This is a genomic window from Chryseobacterium electrogenes (assembly GCF_053553015.1).
Map to the genome: position 1 here is coordinate 178,793 of NZ_JBNPPB010000002.1, position 17,875 is coordinate 196,667.

Below are 17,875 nucleotides of genomic sequence, written 5' to 3' on the forward strand. Positions count from 1 at the left end.
TTTCACTATGTTCGATCCTCTTAATTATAAAGGATGCCGCTTCTATCCCTATTGCGCAATTGCGAGAATTTTAGTCAGAAAAAGAAGACTGTTCTTATCCAAAAGTAGTTAATTTTCTATGTAGATATCATGCTAATTTTTAGATGTGACAATATTCAGTTTGACAAAATTGTAAAAATGTATCAAAAACTTAATCTATATTTAAGAAATTATTATCTTTGCAGGATATGGAATTTACAGCAGAGCAAATTGCAAATTTTATAAATGGCAAGATAATTGGCGAGAAAAGCACCGTTATTACGGGCGTTTCGCCTATTGAAGATGGTCAAAAAGGTCATCTTTCTTTCGTTGGTCAAGAACGGTTTGTAGATTATTTAGATACCACAGATTGTGCTGTGATCATCGTTTCCGAAAAATTATTACAAGATAAACACTATAATCCTGTTATTATAGTAGTAGAAGATGCTTATCTTTCTTTTCAGGTTCTGATGAATTTATATCAAGATCTTAGGAAAAAGAAAACTGGGATAGAGCAACCTTCAATGGTGAGTGAGACTGCAACAATAGGAGAGAATACTTATGTTGGTGCATTTACTTATATCTCAGACAAAGCAAAAATTGGTAATGATTGTCAAATTTCCCCACAAGTTTACATTGGTAAAGCTGTAAGAATTGGAAATAACTGCAAAATAGACAGTGGTGCAAAAATCTATGATGCTTGTGTGATTGGTGATAATTGTGTGATACATTCTAATACAGTTATAGGAGGAGACGGTTTTGGTTTTCAGCCAAGTCCAGATGGTTTCAAAAAAATTCCTCAGTTAGGTAATGTTATTTTAGAGGACGATGTAGAGATTGGCTCTAACTGTAGTATAGACCGTGCAACGATAGGGTCAACCGTTATAGGAAAAGGAACTAAGATTGATAACCTTATACAGATAGCTCATAATGTGAAAATTGGCAAGAATAATGTCATTGCTGCACAAGCTGGTATTGCAGGTTCTACTACCATAGGAGACTGGAATCAGATTGGAGGACAGGCAGGTATCGTCGGGCATATCCATATCGGTAATCAAGTAAAAATACAAGCACAAAGCGGAGTTAACAGTAATGTTAAAGATAAAGATGTTCTTTATGGGTCGCCAGCAATTTCTGCTGGAGATTACAGAAGAAGCTATGTTCATTTCCGTAATTTTACAAGTATTGTAGAAAGAATTAGTAATTTAGAAAAAAATAAATAGTAATCCAGTAATTTTTACTGGTATAAAATCTTTAATATGAGTGATAAACAAAAGACCATCAAAGAAGATATTAATCTTTCAGGAATTGGCCTTCACACAGGTAAAGAAGTAAACTTAACCATGAAACCTGCAAAAGAAAATACAGGTTTTGTATTCGTTAGAACAGACTTAGAAGGACGTCCGCAAGTGGAAGCAGATGTTAATTATGTTACCACAACAGAGCGAGGGACTACTTTAGAAAAACTAGGTGTCAAAATCCATACTTGTGAGCATTTATTAGCGGCACTTGTTGGGATGGATCTAGACAACGTTATCCTAGAAATGGATAGCTCCGAACCACCAATTTTAGACGGTTCTTCAATCTTTTTTATAGAAGCTATAGAGAAAGTAGGAGTACAAGAGCAAGACGTTGATAGAGAATATCTTGTGATAAAAGACGTATTGAGTTATGTAGATCCTGTTTCTGGATCAGAAATTACAATAATTCCTTCCGATACTTACGAGATTACAACAATGGTAGATTTTGGGACTAAAGTATTAGGGACTCAAAATGCCAGTTTAAAAAATATTTCTGAATTTAAAGAAGAAATTGCATCTGCAAGAACTTTCAGCTTTTTACATGAGTTAGAGCAATTGCTAGATCATAATTTAATTAAAGGTGGCGATATCAGTAATGCTATTGTTTACGTTGATAAAGAACTTACACCAGAGATTACAGAAAAACTAAAAGTAGCATTCGGGAAAGAAGAGGTTTCTATTAGACCTAACGGAATTTTGGATAACTTAACGCTTAATTTTCCTAATGAAGCTGCACGTCATAAGTTGCTAGATGTCATTGGAGATTTAGCTTTGGTTGGTGTAAAGATCAAAGGTCGCGTAATTGCGAACAAGCCTGGTCACTTTGTTAACACACAATTTGCTAAGAAACTTAATCGTCAATGGAAACTTCAGAAAAGAAAAAATGTTCCTGATTTTGATTTGACTAAAGAGCCAGTTTTTGATATTAATGGGATTATGAGATTAATGCCTCACCGTCCACCATTTTTATTGATTGATAAGGTTTTAGAATTGTCAGATTCTCATGTTGTTGGCTTAAAGAATGTTACCATGAACGAACCTTTCTTCGTGGGGCATTTTCCTAAAGAACCTGTTATGCCAGGTGTATTACAAGTAGAAGCATTAGCACAAGCTGGAGGGATTTTGGTATTAGCAAGCGTTCCTGATCCAGAAAATTACTCTACTTATTTTATTAAAATTGATAAAGTAAAATTCAAAAGAAAAGTTGTCCCTGGTGATACTTTGATTTTCAAAATAGAATTAATAGAACCTATCCGTAGAGGTATAGTGCATATGCAAGGATATGGTTATGTGGGGGATTCAGTAGCATTAGAAGCTGAACTTATGGCGCAGGTCGCAAAAAATAAAATTTAATTTATGATTCATCAACTTACAGCAGTAGATTCTCGTGCAAAAATTGGTAAGAATGTTACCATAGAGCCATTTACAACTATAGGCGCAGATGTAGAGATAGGAGAAGGATGTTGGATAGGATCTAATGTTACCATTATGCAAGGTACTAGAATAGGGAAAAACTGTAAGATTTTCCCAGGTGCTGTAATTGGAGGCATACCTCAAGATCTTAAATTTGACGGAGAAGATTCTATGGTTTACATTGGAGATAATACCGTTATTAGAGAGTGTGTTACTATTAACAGAGGGACTAAGGCGCAAGGTTTTACCAAAGTAGGTAACGATTGCCTAATTATGGCTACAGCCCATGTTGCTCACGATTGCAATATTGGAAATAACGTAATTATTGCTAATGCTTGTGGTATTGCAGGACATGTAGAAATTGGTGATTTCGTTGTGATGGGTGGTCTTAGTGCTGTACATCAATTCGGGAAAATTGGCAAGCACGTTATGATCTCAGGAGGATCTTTGGTAAGAAAAGATATTCCGCCTTACATAAAAGTAGCTAGAGAGCCTATTTCTTATGCTGGGATTAATTCTGTAGGACTTAGAAGAAGAGGATTCAGTAATGATAAAATTTTCGAAATTCAAAAAATATACCGAGCAATTTTCCAAATGAAAATGAATACCGCTCAGTCTATAGAATTTGTAGAAAAAGAAATGTTACCAACTATGGAGCGTGATGAGATTATTCAATTCATCCAAAATTCTCCAAGAGGTATCGTAAAAGGTTATGGCTCTTCTAGAGAGTAATAACAAGGTTCTTATTTATATTATATAATTAAAATAAATCATATTAATGGCAACAACTGCTGATATTAGAAAAGGTCTTTGCATAGAATATAGCAATGATATATACAAAATTATTGATTTTCAACACGTAAAACCAGGTAAAGGACCTGCTTTCGTTAGAACAAAATTAAAAAGTGTAACCAACGGAAAAGTATTAGATAATACTTTCTCTGCAGGACACAAAATCGAAGAAGTAAAGGTTATCACCAGAAAATTCCAGTATCTTTATGAAGATGACAATGGTTTTCACTTTATGAATAATGATGATTTTACTCAGATTTATATCAATAAAGAAATGATTGAGAACGCTCAGTTTATGAAAGCTGGCGAAGAGATTACCATCATCTTGAAAGAAGCGGACGAATCTCCATTATCTGCTGAGATCCCATTAACAGTGTATCTAGAGGTTGTAGAAGCTGATCCAGGTGTTAAAGGTAACACAGCAACTAATGCTCTTAAGAACTCTATCGTAGAAACTGGTGCTAGAGTAATGGTTCCTCTTTTTATTGAGCCAGGAGACAAAATTAAAGTTAACACAGAAGACGGTTCTTACATAGAGCGTGTTAAATAATTAACTACAATTAATCATATATTCAGGTTTTGGATTTCATGTTAAGACATAATTAATGACTAACTAGAAATCTAAAACCTGAAATTTTTTTAATACTAAAGATATGACGTTTAATCAACCTCAAAATCTCAAAACAATTGCCCAATTAATTAATGCTAATTATGTTGGTGATGATAATTTTATAGTTTTAGGAACTAACGAAATACACCGTGTAAAAGCTGGAGAAATTGTTTTTGTTAACCATTCTAAATATTATGATAAAGCACTTAATTCTGACGCTACAATTATTTTAATAGATAAAGAAGTAGACTGTCCAGAAGGAAAAGCTCTATTAATTTCTGATGATCCTTTCAGAGATTTCAATAAAATTAACACTTATTTTACTAAGATTACTAATTTCTTCGGAGAGCTTTCTCCCGCTATAATAGGTGATAATACACAGATTCATCCAAGTGTGGTATTAGGAAATGATGTTAAAATTGGTAAAAACTGTATCATCTTTCCTAATGTTGTGATTGGAGACAGAACAATTATTGGTGATAATGTTATCATACAATCCAATACCGTTTTGGGAGGCGATGCTTTTTATTACAGAAAATACGAAGGGCAATTTGACCGATTAATTTCTGTTGGTAATGTTATCATAGAAAATAATGTAGAAATAGGCGTTGGTTGTACCATAGATCGTGGCGTTACGGATTCTACCATTATCAAAGAAGGAAGTGTATTGGATAATCAAATCCAGATTGGACATGACACAATCATTGGTAAGCGTTGTCTTATAGCCTCTCAGACAGGGATTGCAGGATGTTGTATTATAGAAGATGATGTTACCATTTGGGGGCAAGTGGGTATGGCATCTGGCGTTACGATAGCGTCTGGTGTAGTATTATTAGCAAAAACCGGAGTCAATAGAGATCTTAAAAAAGGAACATATTTTGGCTCAATCGCCGAAGAATTCAGACAATATTTGAAAAAAGAAGTCAAACTTAAAAATCTTTAAGAATTTTTAAAGTCAAAAAATATAGTTTAAGATTCTTAATTCCAAGAATATTGCCTATTTTTGTGTGTATAAATTTAATTTTTAAAAATCAAAAAAATATAATAAAATGTCAGTATTAGTTAACAAAGATTCTAAAGTAATCGTACAAGGTTTTACTGGAAATGAAGGTACTTTCCACGCAGGACAAATGATTGAATATGGGACTAATGTAGTAGGTGGAGTTACTCCAGGAAAAGGAGGGTCAGAGCATCTTGGTAAGCCTGTTTTCAACACTGTGGCAGATGCTGTAGAAAAAGCGGGAGCTAATGTTAGTATCATTTTTGTACCGCCAGCATTCGCTGCAGATGCAATTATGGAAGCTGCAGCTGCAGGTATCAAAGTAATTGTTTGTATTACAGAAGGTATTCCTGTAGAAGATATGGTACAAGTAAAAAACTATATCCAAAATAAAGATTGTAGATTAATTGGACCTAACTGTCCTGGTATTATCACATCTGATGAGGCTAAAATCGGTATTATGCCAGGTTTCGTTTTCAAAAAAGGTAAAGTAGGTATCGTTTCTAAGTCAGGTACTTTAACGTACGAAGCTGCTGATCAAGTTGTGAAAGCTGGTTACGGTGTTTCTACTGCAATTGGTATCGGTGGTGATCCAATTATCGGAACAACAACTAAAGAAGCTTTAGAATTATTCATTAATGATCCAGAGACAGAAGCTGTTGTTATGATTGGTGAGATTGGAGGTTCTCTAGAAGCAGAAGCTGCAAGATGGTACAGAGACAGCGGATCTAAGAAACCAGTTGTTGGTTTTATCGCTGGACAAACTGCGCCTAAAGGTAGAACAATGGGACACGCTGGTGCTATCGTTGGTGGAGCAGAAGATACTGCACAGGCTAAAATGGAAATCATGAGAGAATGTGGTATTAATGTTGTAGATTCTCCAGCAGAAATTGGTGCAACAGTTGCTAAAGTATTAGCATAGTACATTATTAAAACAAAACAAACGATGATAAAAAAACTATTTCTAACAACTGCTCTGTCTGTAGCTGCAACAATGTCTGCGCAGATAGATTTTAGTGCTACAAGATTCGGGATTACTGCAGGACCTACCTACTCTAGAGTGCAGAATGCTCATAACCCTTCAGGTTCTAGAGTTTCTGTTATGGCTGGTGTACAAGCATTAACGCCTGTTGGTTCAGACGATCAATTCTATATTCAGACAGAGGTATTATATCTTGGAGCTGGAGAAGGTGGAGATCGTAAAATCGAAAAGAATAGAAATGTATCGCATGCCGTATATGGTAATAACTATATTAGTGTGCCAATAAGCTTTAAAGGTTATTTTTCAGAAGATGAAAATGAGTTTTTTGCTTTAGTAGGACCAAGGTTTAATTTTTTAATTGGACAAACTATTAAAAATCCTGCTAAAGAATCTTATAAAGTGGATACTTATGGTAAAGCTAATTCTTTTAATTTTGGAGCAGGTGCAGGATTCGGTTATAGTTATAAAAGACAATTAGAGCTAGTTCTTAAGTATGATATTCATTTATCTAATGCTTATCCTAATCTTAAAAATTCTCCAGAAGAAATTAGAACTATGGATCCATCTGTTGCTCGTAAGAAAACAGAACATGTGATTAGTGTAGGATTATCTTATTTCTTTGAATAATTCTTTTTAATTATCATTAAAATATTAACGCCCCGAAACAGAGTTTCGGGGCGTTGTTTTTATTATTGAGAATACTATTGATTGTAATTCTCAATCGTTTTATTAATTAAGTCAATCTGTTGTTGCAAAGATTGACTTTGAGAATTCTGTTTAAGCGTTTGCATCTTTTTATTAAGTCCATCTTTTAAGATTTGGACAATCATCATTTTAGCTTGAGGATTAGCTTCAATCTCAGATTTAGCCTGACCAAGAACTTTTGTGATAGCTTGTGTCGCTTTGGTATCATCACTTGTCATAATCCAATTATAACCTTCTTCCGCATATTTTCCTAACTCTGGATCCTGGAATTTAACAAATGGATAAAAAGCCACCAAAGTCCCTATATTACTCATCTTAGACGTTATCTTGTTCTTAACAATAATTGGTAATAACTTATTAATCAAGTCTTCGGAAGCATTGGATAGATCAATCTTGTCCATTAATCCAACCACTTTCTGAGGATCTAGTTCTGATATTGCAGCAAGAGAATTACCTTTAACAGAGTTAGAAACAGCATTAATTCCTTTTTCGTAAATGTTTAGATATTTCTTGTCTTTAGTTTTTGATAATGCCGCAATAGCTTCTGCTTGAGCTAAAGTTTTGGTATCATTTTGAGAAATATTTTCAACATCTTTCAACATTAATTTTGACTGATCTACTTTGGATAAATCTAATGCGCTTAGTGCTAAAACTCTTATACGATGAGAAGGATCTTTAAGCGCTGCTGCTAAAATTTTAACCACAGCAGGATTTTTTTCGATGTTGTCTTTAGCAAATTCTACTGCTAGATATCTACTTTTAAATTCTTTAGCTTTAGTATATTGAACAAAATATTGATCTGCCGTTTTATCATCAACAATATCCGTCAATAATACCTGATCCGCATTAACATTAACCAAGTTAGGTTGCTGTGTAAAACCAAAAGAAAAACTTTGATTAGCTTTAGCATCTGCCCACACATTATATCTTTTCGGGATACCGTTTTCATAGACATCTATTGCTAACGGAAACTGAAAATAAGCTCCAGATTGGGTTTGACTGACAGAAACGTTAACTTGTTTTTTTACAGGTTCGTAAGTATATTTGATATTTAATTTTGGATGACCAGCACCGTAATACCATTGATTAAAGAACCAATTAAGATCTTTACCAGATACTTTCTCGAAAGATAATCTTAATTGATGTGCTTCTGCGTTACCATATTCATAAGTTTTAAGATAGTCGTTAAGACCAGCAAAGAAAGCATCGTCACCAAGATAATTTCTCAACATGTGAAGAATTGCACCACCTTTATTGTAGGTAACAGCATCAAAAACATCTTCGCGCGAGTCATAATCAAATCTTACTAAATTCTTAGTAAAATTAGTAGGATTAGCTTGATAGGCTTTGAGGGATTTTATGAGTTTATAATCGGCTTCATCTTTTCCGTATTTATGCTCGTTCCAAAGATATTCAGAATAATCTGCAAAACTTTCGTTAACGGTAAGATTACTCCAACTTTCAGCCGTTACAAGATCTCCAAACCAATGATGAAACAACTCATGTGCAATGACATCTTCCCAACGATTTTCGTCAATTAGATCGCCTGGTTTTTGTTGTGCAGACTCACCATGAAGCGTTGCTGTTGTGTTTTCCATAGCGCCAGAGACGTAATCTCTTCCTACCATTTGATCATATTTAGACCAAGGATATTGATAATTCAGTTTGTTAGAGAAAAACTCAATCATCTCTGGTGTGTTCCCAAAAATCTGTTTAGCATAGGGTTCATATTCTTTTTCAACATAGTAATTAACAGGGATATTTTTCCATTTGTCTTTTACTACTGCAAAATCACCAACGCCCATAAAGAATAGATACGGAGAATGCTTTTTATCCATCACCCAATAATCGGTTCTCAGTCCGTTAGATTCTTTGGTAGAACTTTTTAGTAAACCATTAGAAAGTGTTACATATTTGTCAGGAACGGTCATGTAAATTTCCTGAGTTGTTTTTTGATTGGTCTTATCAATCGTTGGGAACCACGCAGACGAAGATTCGGTTTCGCCTTGTGTCCAGATCTGCGTTGGCTTGTCTGGATCTTTGCCTTGCGGATTAATAAAGTACAATCCTTTAGCATCATTAATTGCAGCACTTCCATGTTGTTTTACTTCGTTAGGACGTGCGGTATATTTGATATAAACTGTATAATCTTGATTTTTCTGATAGGTTTTATCAAGATTAATTTTCAGAATATCATTTTTATAATCGAATTTCAGATTGGATTTGTTACCGTTTTTATCCAAAGCCACTTCGTGGATCAGCATGCCTTTTGCGTTAAGCACCAAAGAATCTGTTGGGTAAAAATAAGGCGCAGCAGTTAACCATTCTTCGCCGTTCATTTGTTCTTTTTGGTAATCGAAACTTACTTTCAGTTTAGTATGCTTCAGCTCGGTCATTTTGGTATGAGTGGCTCGATAGACTTTTTCTCTACCAGATGTTTCGGTTTGCGCTAGGGCAACTTGTGGTAAAAATATACCTAATAAACTTACGGATAAGATAAGTTTTTTCATAGTTAAAATTTATTTTGAATGAAAAATAGTGTCTAAAATTTAGGACGACTAAAGTTACAAAAAAAGTGAAGCATAACGCTTCACTTTAACTAATATTATATCGCAACAGGCGCCTTGATGCCTGGATGTGGATCGTAATTTTCTAAAGTAAAATCTTCAAAATTAAAATCAAAAATGTTTTTAATGTCTGGATTTAATGTCATAGTTGGAAGCGCTTTTGGCGCTCTAGATAACTGTCTTTCTACTTGTTCAAAATGATTATTGTAGATGTGAACATCACCAAAACTATGTACATAATCGCCAACTTCTAAGTCACAAACTTGCGCTACCATCATTAATAACAAGGCATAACTCGCAATGTTAAACGGAACGCCTAAGAAAACATCAGCACTTCTCTGGTACAATTGCAGCGATAGTTTTCCGTCTGCTACATAAAACTGAAATAATGCGTGGCAAGGTGCTAGAGCCATATTCGGGATTTCAGAAACGTTCCAAGCGGAGACGATTAATCGTCGAGAATCTGGATTTTTTTTAATCTGATCAATAACGTCAGTAATTTGATCTACAATTGTTCCGTTGGCGCCTTCCCAGCTTCGCCATTGTGCACCATAGACAGGACCAAGATCACCGTTGTCATCTGCCCACTCATCCCAAATAGAAACGCCATTATCTTTAAGATATTTAATATTAGTATCACCTTTTAAAAACCAAAGAAGTTCATAAATGATAGATTTTAAATGGACCTTTTTTGTAGTAACTAAAGGGAAACCGTCGGCTAAATTATAACGTAATTGGTAACCAAAAATACTGCGTGTCCCCGTCCCTGTACGATCGGTTTTGTCAGTGCCGTTAACTTTTATATGTGTGAGAAGGTCGAGGTAGTTTTGCATGTTATTTTTGATTTCTTGTGTGAAATTTAATTCACTTCAAATTTAATAAAAAAGGAATGAATGAAAAATTGATTTATGATACTAAAGTCAGTCCTAATTCTGAAGCTTCTTTGATGACAAAAGTTTTAGCTTGTTCTTTATCATTTTCGATGATGCCTTCTAGGATGGCTTCTTTTACTTTTTCTTTCAGAATACCAATTTCTCGTCCTGGTTTTAGGTCAAATAATTGCATAATTTCTTCCCCAGAAATAGGCGGCTGGAAGTTTCTTACTTGGTCTTTTTCTTCAACCTCTTTTATTTTTCTGGCAACATACTCAAAGTTTTTCTTGAATCTTTCTTGCTTAGAAGAATTTTTGGTCGTAATGTCAGATTTACATAAGGTTAACAGATCTTCTAAATCTTCTCCAGAATCAAATAATAGTCGTCTTAATGCCGAATCTGATGCCTGATCTGCAATAACTGCGATGGGACGTGCGTGCATTCTGACTAATTTTTCGACATATTTTTGATCTTGATTTAATGGTAATTTTAGGCGTTTGAAAATAGATTTTGTCATTTTAGATCCTAAAAATTCATGACCATGGAAGGTCCAACCGGTGCCTTCTACAAATTTTTTAGTTGGCGCTTTACCAATGTCGTGCAATAATGCCGACCAGCGTAACCATAGTTTATCAGTGTATTGAGAGATATTATCAACAACTTCTAAAGTGTGATAGAAATTATCTTTGTGTACTTGTCCATCTACTTCTTCGATGCCTTTGAGAGCAGTAAGTTCTGGTAAAATATATTGTAATAGTCCTGTTTCTTCTAGAAGTTTTAGTCCGCGAGAAGGTTTTTCAGAAAGCATAATTTTATTAAATTCTACCATAATACGTTCCATAGAAACGATTTCTATTCTGTTGACTTCTGTCGCGATAGCTTGGAGAGAATTTTCTTCGATATTAAAACCTAAAGTTGACGAAAATCTTATCGCACGCATCATTCTTAATGGATCATCAGAGTAAGTCTGTAGAGGCTCGAGAGGCGTTTTTAGTGTCTTTTTTTCTATATCTTGTAAGCCATTGAAAGGATCAATTAATTCTCCAAAATTATCTTTGTTAAGAGAAATTGCCATAGCATTAATGGTAAAATCTCGACGTTTTTGGTCGTCTTCTAAAGTGCCAATTTCTACTTCGGGCTTGCGGCTGTCTTCGGTATAGCTTTCTTTTCTAGCACCAACAAATTCTAACTCCAGATCTTTATAACGAAACATCGCCGTCCCATAAGTTTTGAAAACGTTGACTTTGGTGTTGGGATTGATCGATTGCGCAATGCTTTCTGCCAAGGTTATTCCGCTGGATTCTGTAACAAAATCAATGTCTGTAGATGCTTTTCTTTTCATCAAAAGATCTCTCACATAACCGCCAACAATATAAACAGTTTGCTTATTTTGATGGGCAACTTCTGAGATAATTTTGAAAAGTTTTAAGTTTTTATTTTGATTAAGATTAATAATCATAGCGCTTGAAAAGTTTGAGGCAAAGATAAGCTTTCTCAAAATTTTTGAAAAGAATTAATCCAATGCTTTCATTAATTGTGTAGGATTATAAAAAGAATTTGTTGAAAAATTAACGACAGAATTAAAGCCAAATTGACGTTTTTTTTACGCTAAGCAATTAATAAACAGTCGTTTTGTCTGTAAAATATAATCGGCGTGAGATTTGTAATTATACCAACGAAGCTTTACATAGTAGAAAGTAAAGTAGTAGTTTTTTTCATAGTTTATTTAGCGTCTTGCAAAGTTTTATAGGTTTGCAAGACGTTTTTTTTAGGAAAAAATTATTCTCTGAGAACTTTAATTCTTCCGTCAGACCAGATTTTAATCACAGAAGAACCGTTGTATTCTGAGATTTTATCTCGATTTTCTTCTACAGCATAATCTACAAGATTAATAATTTCTTGCGAAATATCATCATATTTTAATGGGCTTTTGTCTCCACTAAAATTGGCAGAAGTAGATACAATAGGCTTATTAAGTTTACCAATTAATCGTTTGCAAAATTGATCTTTTACCATTCTGATCCCAATACTTCCGTCTTCGGCTAAGAGTTCTTTAGGAAGACCTTTAGGATTGTCATAGACTAGAGTAATTGGTTTTTCGCTAACGTCAATAATTTCCCAAGCCATTTCTGGGACATCTACCAGATCTTGTAATCGCTTCTCATTATCTACAAGAATAATCATTGATTTAGAAGTATCTCTTTTTTTAATATCAAATATTTTCTTAATGGCTTCTGGGTTAGTCGCATCACAACCAATACCCCAGATGGTATCTGTTGGATAAAGTAAAGTGCCTCCGTTTTTTAAAACGTCTAAAGCTTTATCTAGACTCATTGTATTATTTTTGGTTAAAACTGAATATTAACAACTGTTAAATAATTAAAACATTGTTAATCATTCGATTATGGTTTTGCTTTATTTTAAAATCATTAAAAATTCTGTTCAAATTTAATTATAAATGAACGGAAGATTACTATAAATTCAGATGTTAATATTTATTTAACATAATGTATGATTTCTTAATATTTTGTTAAGTATTAATTAAAGGAGATGGCACAGTTAGGCTGAGAAGCATCTACTTTCTTTGTAACGAAGTAAAGTAAAAAGAAAGAAATGAAAATTATCCAACTCAGCATCGCTGTTTTGTTTTTTTCTGGTATTGCCAACTTATCTGCACAAGAGAAAAAAAGTGATACTATAAGAAAAGAGAAAGCTATTGATGGCGTAATCATCCAAGGTAGTAGCAAAAAAGGAAAAGAATCTAATCTCATTAATCTCCAAAGAAAATCGGTTGAAGTTATAGAACGAATTGGTTCTACGCAATTAGAAAAACAAGGCGTAGGAGATGTTGCAACAGCAATTACCAAAGCAACTGGTACACAAAAACAAGAAGGCAGCGGCCAGATTTTTGTGCGTGGACTAGGAGATCGTTATAATGCTACAACGCTTAACGGATTAGAAATACCTTCTGATAATCCAGAATACAAAACTATGGATTTGGAGATTTTTAAAACGGCAATGATAGAATTTGTCTCGTTAGATAAGGTCTATAATCCTAGGTTTTCTGGAGATTTTGGCGGTGCTAATGTAGATATTGTCTCTAAGGCGCATACCGGGAAACCTTATTTTAAAATAGGTGTAGGAAGTTCTCTTAATCTTCAGACTTTTGATAAAGACAATTTTAAACTTCAAGATGGAGGTCCTGGTTTTTTTGGTTTTAAAAAAGCAACATATCGCTCCGGAAATCCCAATGATAGATATCCTTTCACAACAAAATGGAATTTTAAAAATGCCCAAAATCCTTTTAATTCTAATATGAATTTTGAAGGTGGTGCAACCCTTGGGAAGTTTTCATTCTTCGGTTATGCAGGCTTTGAGAATTCTTACGAATATAGTGAAGGAAAAGAAGGTTTTTACTTTGCAGAAGGAACGCCTCATAAAAAATATGACGTGCAACGATCCGATTATAAAACCAATACAACAGCTTTATTGAATGTTGATTATAAAATTAATAGTTATAACAAATTAAAATTTACAACCAATTATATCCATTCTTCTCAGCAAGATGCTAAAGTCTTTAAAGGTTATGCATATGATGTAGATAGAGATGTTATTGTTAATAGAGGTGATAATAAGTTAACAGATACTTGGGTTAATCAATTGTTCGGGAATCATACAGTTAATGATAGTTGGGCTTTGGATTGGGCTTTGGGCTTCAATATGTTGAACAGTCAGCGTCCAGATCGTATGCAGAATACCATTAATGCTGAAACTAATGAATTGCTAGCAGGAAGTGCTATTAATAACCACAGATATTTTGATGAGTTGAAAGATAAGACTTATCTAGGACATCTTTATTTAACTAAAAAATTTACAGAAAAGTATAAGTTAGTTCTTGGTTATGATGGGTCGTACAAGGATCGCCAGTTTAACCAGACAACATTAGGGATGAATTTTACAACCTCAATTCCTGTTAATTACCTAGATGTTGATGCTTTTATCAATCCGTACAATAATGGTTTGTTTATTTATAATATTCAAAAAAGTAATTATTCTATCAAAAGAAATATACAATCTGGTTTTGCCAATTTTGATTTTAATTTCTCTGATAGATTTACATTGCAATTGGGCGGAAGGTTTGATTATATCGATTTTGATAACGTATGGAGTGATATTCTTGACTCTAATAAAAAGAAAAAACAATACAACAAATTTTTACCCGCTCTTAATGCAAAATATAGCATTAGTGATAAACAGAATTTGAGATTCGCAGCCTCTAAAACTTACACATTACCACAGCCTAAAGAGCTTATTCCGATAGCTTATTACGACGTTACAACCAACGTTTATGGTAATCCATATTTGTATCCTTCTGATAATTATAATGTTGATCTAAAATGGGAGTTTTTCCCTAAATCTGGCGAAGTTATTTCGGTAGCTGCTTTCGGGAAATATATTCAGAATCCAATTGGTAGAAGTACTTACGCTTCTGCGGCACCAAGTGATATGACTTATTTCAATTTAGCTAAATGGGGTTACGTTTATGGTGCTGAAGCGGAGATCAGAAAAGACCTTTATCAATGGAATAATTCAAAGCTTTATGCTTTTGTGAATGCAACCTTTATGCAATCTCAACAACAACTAAAAAATGAAGCTGAAATCGCTAAAGAAAATAATGGTAAGACCGCGCAGTTTAGTGGGCAAGACAAAGATGATATGCAAGGGGTGGCTAAGTTTTTATCCAATGCCAACCTCGCTTACAACTATAAGTGGGCTAGTAATAATACATTAGATTTTGTAGTGTCTTACTCTCGAATCGGAAAAAGTCTCTTTGCCATTGGGACCAATAACGGAGGTAATTTCTACGAGATGGCAAAAGATATTCTCGATCTTAATCTTAATCTATCCTTTAACCAAATTGGTATTGGTATCACAGGGAAAAATCTTTTGAACCCACATTCTAAAATCGAACAAGTTAGTAATGTAGGTACTTTCGTCCACAAAGATTATACAAGAGGACGACAAGTGGGCATTAGTCTAACCTACAAATTTTCTAAATAAAAAAACGAAATAATAATCTAATAATATAAAAGTAAAATGAAAAAAACATTATTAAAAGCGATTCTTGGTTTATCCCTGATAGCGTCTACATCGGCAGTTGTAATATCTTGTAACAGTAAGGAAGATGAAGAAATTATAACAGACGGTTCTAATATTGATCCCAACAATTTTAAAGGAGATATTACAAAAAATGTAACATTAGATCCTTCAAAAGTTTACACAATAACTGGCGTAGTAGCTGTTAAAGCTGGTGCATCTCTTACAATTCCAGAAGGGACACAAATTAAAGTAACGCCAGGTTCTTTAAAGGCAGATGGTACAGTAGATAAAGTTAGTTACCTTATCGTAGAAAGAGGTGCTAAAATTTATATCAATGGTACGGCTTCTAAGCCTGTTGTATTCGAAGGTACAGCACATAAGCAAGGACATTGGGGTGGTATCGTAGTTTTAGGAAACGCACCATCTAACAGAAGTAGTGCAGGGACATCAACTTCAGAATTAGGAGATCTTGTCTATGGAGGTACAGATAAAACAGATAACTCAGGCGTTATTAAGTATGTTGTTATTAAAGATTCTGGTTATAAGTATTCTCCAGAAAAAGAATTTAACGGACTTTCACTTTTCGGTGTTGGTAGCGGGACAACGGTATCTTATGTATATGTAACCAATGGTGCTGATGATGGTGTTGAGATGTTCGGAGGAAATGTTAATCTTGATCACATCATAGTAACTGGAGTTGGAGATGATTCTTTTGACTGGACAGAAAGCTGGAGTGGGACAGTAGATTATTTGTATGCTGCAAGAATGAAAGCCTTTATCGGTGCTGTAGAGCCAGGTAACAGAGGTATAGAAGCAGATACACAAGATACAGATGCTAATACGACTAATGGGGCTAATGGTGGTGTATCTAATCCAACGGTTAAAAATGTAACTTTAATAGGAAATACTGCTGGAGCAGAATCTCAAGGAATGAAGATCAGAGCTGGTTCTCAAGGTAAATTTGATAACGTGGTTATCGCTAATTTCCAAATAGGATTAGATTTCGAAACTGATAGAACTTTCAATTGGTTTAAAGGAGCTGCTAATATCAATAACATCCGTTTTGTTAATGTTGGTACAGAGTGGAAGGCTAAGGCAACGACTAACAACCCAACGCCAGATTTGTCAAAAGTTTATGTTAAAAATGACAAAGCAACAGGAGCAGGTAACGGTACAGCTTTGCCAGATTGGGCAAAAGGTTGGACAGGTCTTACAAGTTTTGATGTAGCTGACGCAGGAAATTAATATACACGTTTTTTTTCTTCAAATTAAATTAATAAAAATCCCGAATCATTTTTTTGATTCGGGATTTATTTTTAGTCTTAAAGACTTTTCTATTTTAAAAACTAATTGAAGGCTTGTTCAATATCAGTTAATAAGTCTTCAATATCCTCTATGCCTGCACTAAGACGCACTAAATCATCTGTAATGCCTAATACAGCACGTTTATCTGCTGGGATAGAAGCATGTGTCATCATTGCTGGATGATTAGCAAGAGATTCTACACCGCCAAGAGATTCTGCTAATGTGAAAACTCTTAGTTTTTCTAAAAATTTGATAGAATCTTCTTTCTTCCCAGATTTGAAAGTGAAAGAAATCATACCTCCGAAAACATTCATTTGTTTTTTAGCAAGTTCATGCTGAGGATGATTACTAAGACCAGGATAATATACCTTATCCACTGCAGGATGTTGCTCTAGATATTCTGCGATTTTGATACCATTCTCGCTGTGACGTTGCATTCTTAAAGATAAAGTTTTGATCCCTCTTAATACCAAATAAGAATCGTGTGGTCCTAGAATCCCGCCACTAGCAAATTGTATAAAATGTAATTTTTCTCCCAACTCTGGAGTACTAGCGATAAGTGCACCAGCAATGACATCTGAGTGGCCGCCTAAGTATTTGGTAGCAGAGTGCATAACGATGTCAGCACCAAGATCAATAGGTCTTTGGCTATAAGGTGTCGCAAAAGTGTTATCTACAGCGACTAAGATATCTTTACCTTTTACAATTTCTGTTACAGCTTTAATATCTACTAATTTCATCAAAGGATTAGTAGGAGTTTCTAACCAGATTAATTTTGTTTTTTCTGTTAAATATTGCTCAATATTTTTAGCATCATCAAAATTAACAAAGCTAAATTTAATTTGATATTTATCGAATAGTCTGGTGAACATTCTGTAAGACCCGCCATAAAGATCGTCTACAGCAATAACTTCATCCCCAGGATTTAGAAGTTTTAATACCGCATCAATCGCAGCTAATCCAGACCCGAAAGCCAAACCTCTAGCACCGTTTTCTATGCTTGCTAGAGAATCCTCTAACGCTTGTCTAGTTGGGTTGGCTCCTCTAGAATACTCGTAACCTGCACGCAATTCTCCTGGAGTTCTTTGTGCGAATGTAGAAGTTAAAAATACAGGAACGTTAACGGATCCGGTATGTGGCTCGTGGTGTTGCCCACCGTGTATAACTTTTGTGTTGAATTTCATTTTTTTTTTATTTTAATGGTTATAGA

At 34.4% G+C, this 17,875-nt stretch carries 14 protein-coding genes; 9 read left to right on the top strand and 5 right to left on the bottom strand.

Annotated elements, in window-relative coordinates:
• The first annotated feature begins 227 nt into the window (after nt 1–227).
• The 7 genes from lpxD (at nt 228) to ACQQ6V_RS00855 (ending at nt 6,743) form a co-directional block, all read left to right on the top strand.
• The gene (lpxD, locus tag ACQQ6V_RS00825) at nt 228–1,241 is read left to right on the top strand and encodes a UDP-3-O-(3-hydroxymyristoyl)glucosamine N-acyltransferase (RefSeq protein ID WP_448843701.1); all 1,014 of its coding nucleotides are present in this window, start codon (nt 228–230) and stop codon (nt 1,239–1,241) included.
• 36 nt (nt 1,242–1,277) lie between these two features.
• On the top strand, nt 1,278–2,672 hold the full coding sequence (locus tag ACQQ6V_RS00830; protein ID WP_448843702.1) for a bifunctional UDP-3-O-[3-hydroxymyristoyl] N-acetylglucosamine deacetylase/3-hydroxyacyl-ACP dehydratase: 1,395 nt from the start codon (nt 1,278–1,280) through the stop codon (nt 2,670–2,672).
• A 3-nt stretch (nt 2,673–2,675) separates the two neighbouring features.
• Complete coding sequence (gene lpxA, locus ACQQ6V_RS00835) at nt 2,676–3,464, top strand: acyl-ACP--UDP-N-acetylglucosamine O-acyltransferase (RefSeq protein ID WP_448843703.1); 789 nt, start codon at nt 2,676–2,678, stop codon at nt 3,462–3,464.
• Between the two features lie 46 nt (nt 3,465–3,510).
• Complete coding sequence (gene efp, locus ACQQ6V_RS00840; protein WP_448843704.1) at nt 3,511–4,074, top strand: elongation factor P; 564 nt, start codon at nt 3,511–3,513, stop codon at nt 4,072–4,074.
• Nucleotides 4,075–4,177: 103 nt separating this feature from the next.
• A complete protein-coding gene (locus tag ACQQ6V_RS00845) occupies nt 4,178–5,077 on the top strand; it encodes a UDP-3-O-(3-hydroxymyristoyl)glucosamine N-acyltransferase (protein ID WP_448843705.1) in 900 nt (299 codons plus the stop codon).
• 106 nt (nt 5,078–5,183) lie between these two features.
• Nucleotides 5,184–6,056: a succinate--CoA ligase subunit alpha gene (gene sucD / locus ACQQ6V_RS00850; protein ID WP_448843706.1), complete on the top strand. Its 873-nt coding sequence runs from the start codon at nt 5,184–5,186 to the stop codon at nt 6,054–6,056.
• A 27-nt stretch (nt 6,057–6,083) separates the two neighbouring features.
• Nucleotides 6,084–6,743: a porin family protein gene (locus ACQQ6V_RS00855; RefSeq protein WP_448846163.1), complete on the top strand. Its 660-nt coding sequence runs from the start codon at nt 6,084–6,086 to the stop codon at nt 6,741–6,743.
• Between the two features lie 74 nt (nt 6,744–6,817).
• On the opposite strand, the gene ACQQ6V_RS00860 is transcribed toward ACQQ6V_RS00855, so the two are convergent.
• From ACQQ6V_RS00860 to ACQQ6V_RS00875, 4 genes are all read right to left on the bottom strand, one after another.
• Nucleotides 6,818–9,331, bottom strand: coding sequence for a M1 family aminopeptidase (locus tag ACQQ6V_RS00860; protein WP_448843707.1), 2,514 nt, complete (start codon nt 9,329–9,331; stop codon nt 6,818–6,820).
• Nucleotides 9,332–9,426: 95 nt separating this feature from the next.
• A complete protein-coding gene (locus ACQQ6V_RS00865; RefSeq protein WP_448843708.1) occupies nt 9,427–10,221 on the bottom strand; it encodes a thymidylate synthase in 795 nt (264 codons plus the stop codon).
• Between the two features lie 73 nt (nt 10,222–10,294).
• Complete coding sequence (locus tag ACQQ6V_RS00870; RefSeq protein ID WP_448843709.1) at nt 10,295–11,719, bottom strand: CCA tRNA nucleotidyltransferase; 1,425 nt, start codon at nt 11,717–11,719, stop codon at nt 10,295–10,297.
• Between the two features lie 320 nt (nt 11,720–12,039).
• Nucleotides 12,040–12,594, bottom strand: a complete 555-nt coding sequence (locus ACQQ6V_RS00875; RefSeq protein ID WP_448843710.1) for an L-threonylcarbamoyladenylate synthase — start codon at nt 12,592–12,594, stop codon at nt 12,040–12,042.
• A gap of 279 nt (nt 12,595–12,873) precedes the next feature.
• Between ACQQ6V_RS00875 and ACQQ6V_RS00880 the strand changes: the two genes are divergently transcribed.
• Together ACQQ6V_RS00880 and ACQQ6V_RS00885 are read left to right on the top strand one after the other, a co-directional pair.
• The gene (locus ACQQ6V_RS00880) at nt 12,874–15,321 is read left to right on the top strand and encodes a TonB-dependent receptor domain-containing protein (protein ID WP_448843711.1); all 2,448 of its coding nucleotides are present in this window, start codon (nt 12,874–12,876) and stop codon (nt 15,319–15,321) included.
• Nucleotides 15,322–15,357: 36 nt separating this feature from the next.
• Complete coding sequence (locus ACQQ6V_RS00885) at nt 15,358–16,605, top strand: beta-helix domain-containing protein (protein ID WP_448843712.1); 1,248 nt, start codon at nt 15,358–15,360, stop codon at nt 16,603–16,605.
• Nucleotides 16,606–16,706: 101 nt separating this feature from the next.
• On the opposite strand, the gene ACQQ6V_RS00890 is transcribed toward ACQQ6V_RS00885, so the two are convergent.
• Nucleotides 16,707–17,849 carry a cystathionine gamma-synthase gene (locus ACQQ6V_RS00890; RefSeq protein WP_448843713.1) on the bottom strand — a complete coding sequence of 381 codons (1,143 nt, stop codon included), beginning with the start codon at nt 17,847–17,849 and terminating at the stop codon, nt 16,707–16,709.
• Between the last annotated feature and the right edge of the window lie 26 nt (nt 17,850–17,875).

Coding starts and splice junctions, on each gene's coding strand:
- ACQQ6V_RS00885 (WP_448843712.1), top strand. CDS start 15,358: ATGAAAAAAACATTATTAAAAGCGATTCTTGGTTTATCCCTGATAGCG.
- efp (WP_448843704.1), top strand. CDS start 3,511: ATGGCAACAACTGCTGATATTAGAAAAGGTCTTTGCATAGAATATAGC.
- ACQQ6V_RS00865 (WP_448843708.1), bottom strand. CDS start 10,221: ATGCAAAACTACCTCGACCTTCTCACACATATAAAAGTTAACGGCACT.
- lpxD (WP_448843701.1), top strand. CDS start 228: ATGGAATTTACAGCAGAGCAAATTGCAAATTTTATAAATGGCAAGATA.
- ACQQ6V_RS00880 (WP_448843711.1), top strand. CDS start 12,874: ATGAAAATTATCCAACTCAGCATCGCTGTTTTGTTTTTTTCTGGTATT.
- ACQQ6V_RS00860 (WP_448843707.1), bottom strand. CDS start 9,331: ATGAAAAAACTTATCTTATCCGTAAGTTTATTAGGTATATTTTTACCA.
- sucD (WP_448843706.1), top strand. CDS start 5,184: ATGTCAGTATTAGTTAACAAAGATTCTAAAGTAATCGTACAAGGTTTT.
- ACQQ6V_RS00830 (WP_448843702.1), top strand. CDS start 1,278: ATGAGTGATAAACAAAAGACCATCAAAGAAGATATTAATCTTTCAGGA.
- ACQQ6V_RS00870 (WP_448843709.1), bottom strand. CDS start 11,719: ATGATTATTAATCTTAATCAAAATAAAAACTTAAAACTTTTCAAAATT.
- ACQQ6V_RS00890 (WP_448843713.1), bottom strand. CDS start 17,849: ATGAAATTCAACACAAAAGTTATACACGGTGGGCAACACCACGAGCCA.
- ACQQ6V_RS00845 (WP_448843705.1), top strand. CDS start 4,178: ATGACGTTTAATCAACCTCAAAATCTCAAAACAATTGCCCAATTAATT.
- lpxA (WP_448843703.1), top strand. CDS start 2,676: ATGATTCATCAACTTACAGCAGTAGATTCTCGTGCAAAAATTGGTAAG.
- ACQQ6V_RS00875 (WP_448843710.1), bottom strand. CDS start 12,594: ATGAGTCTAGATAAAGCTTTAGACGTTTTAAAAAACGGAGGCACTTTA.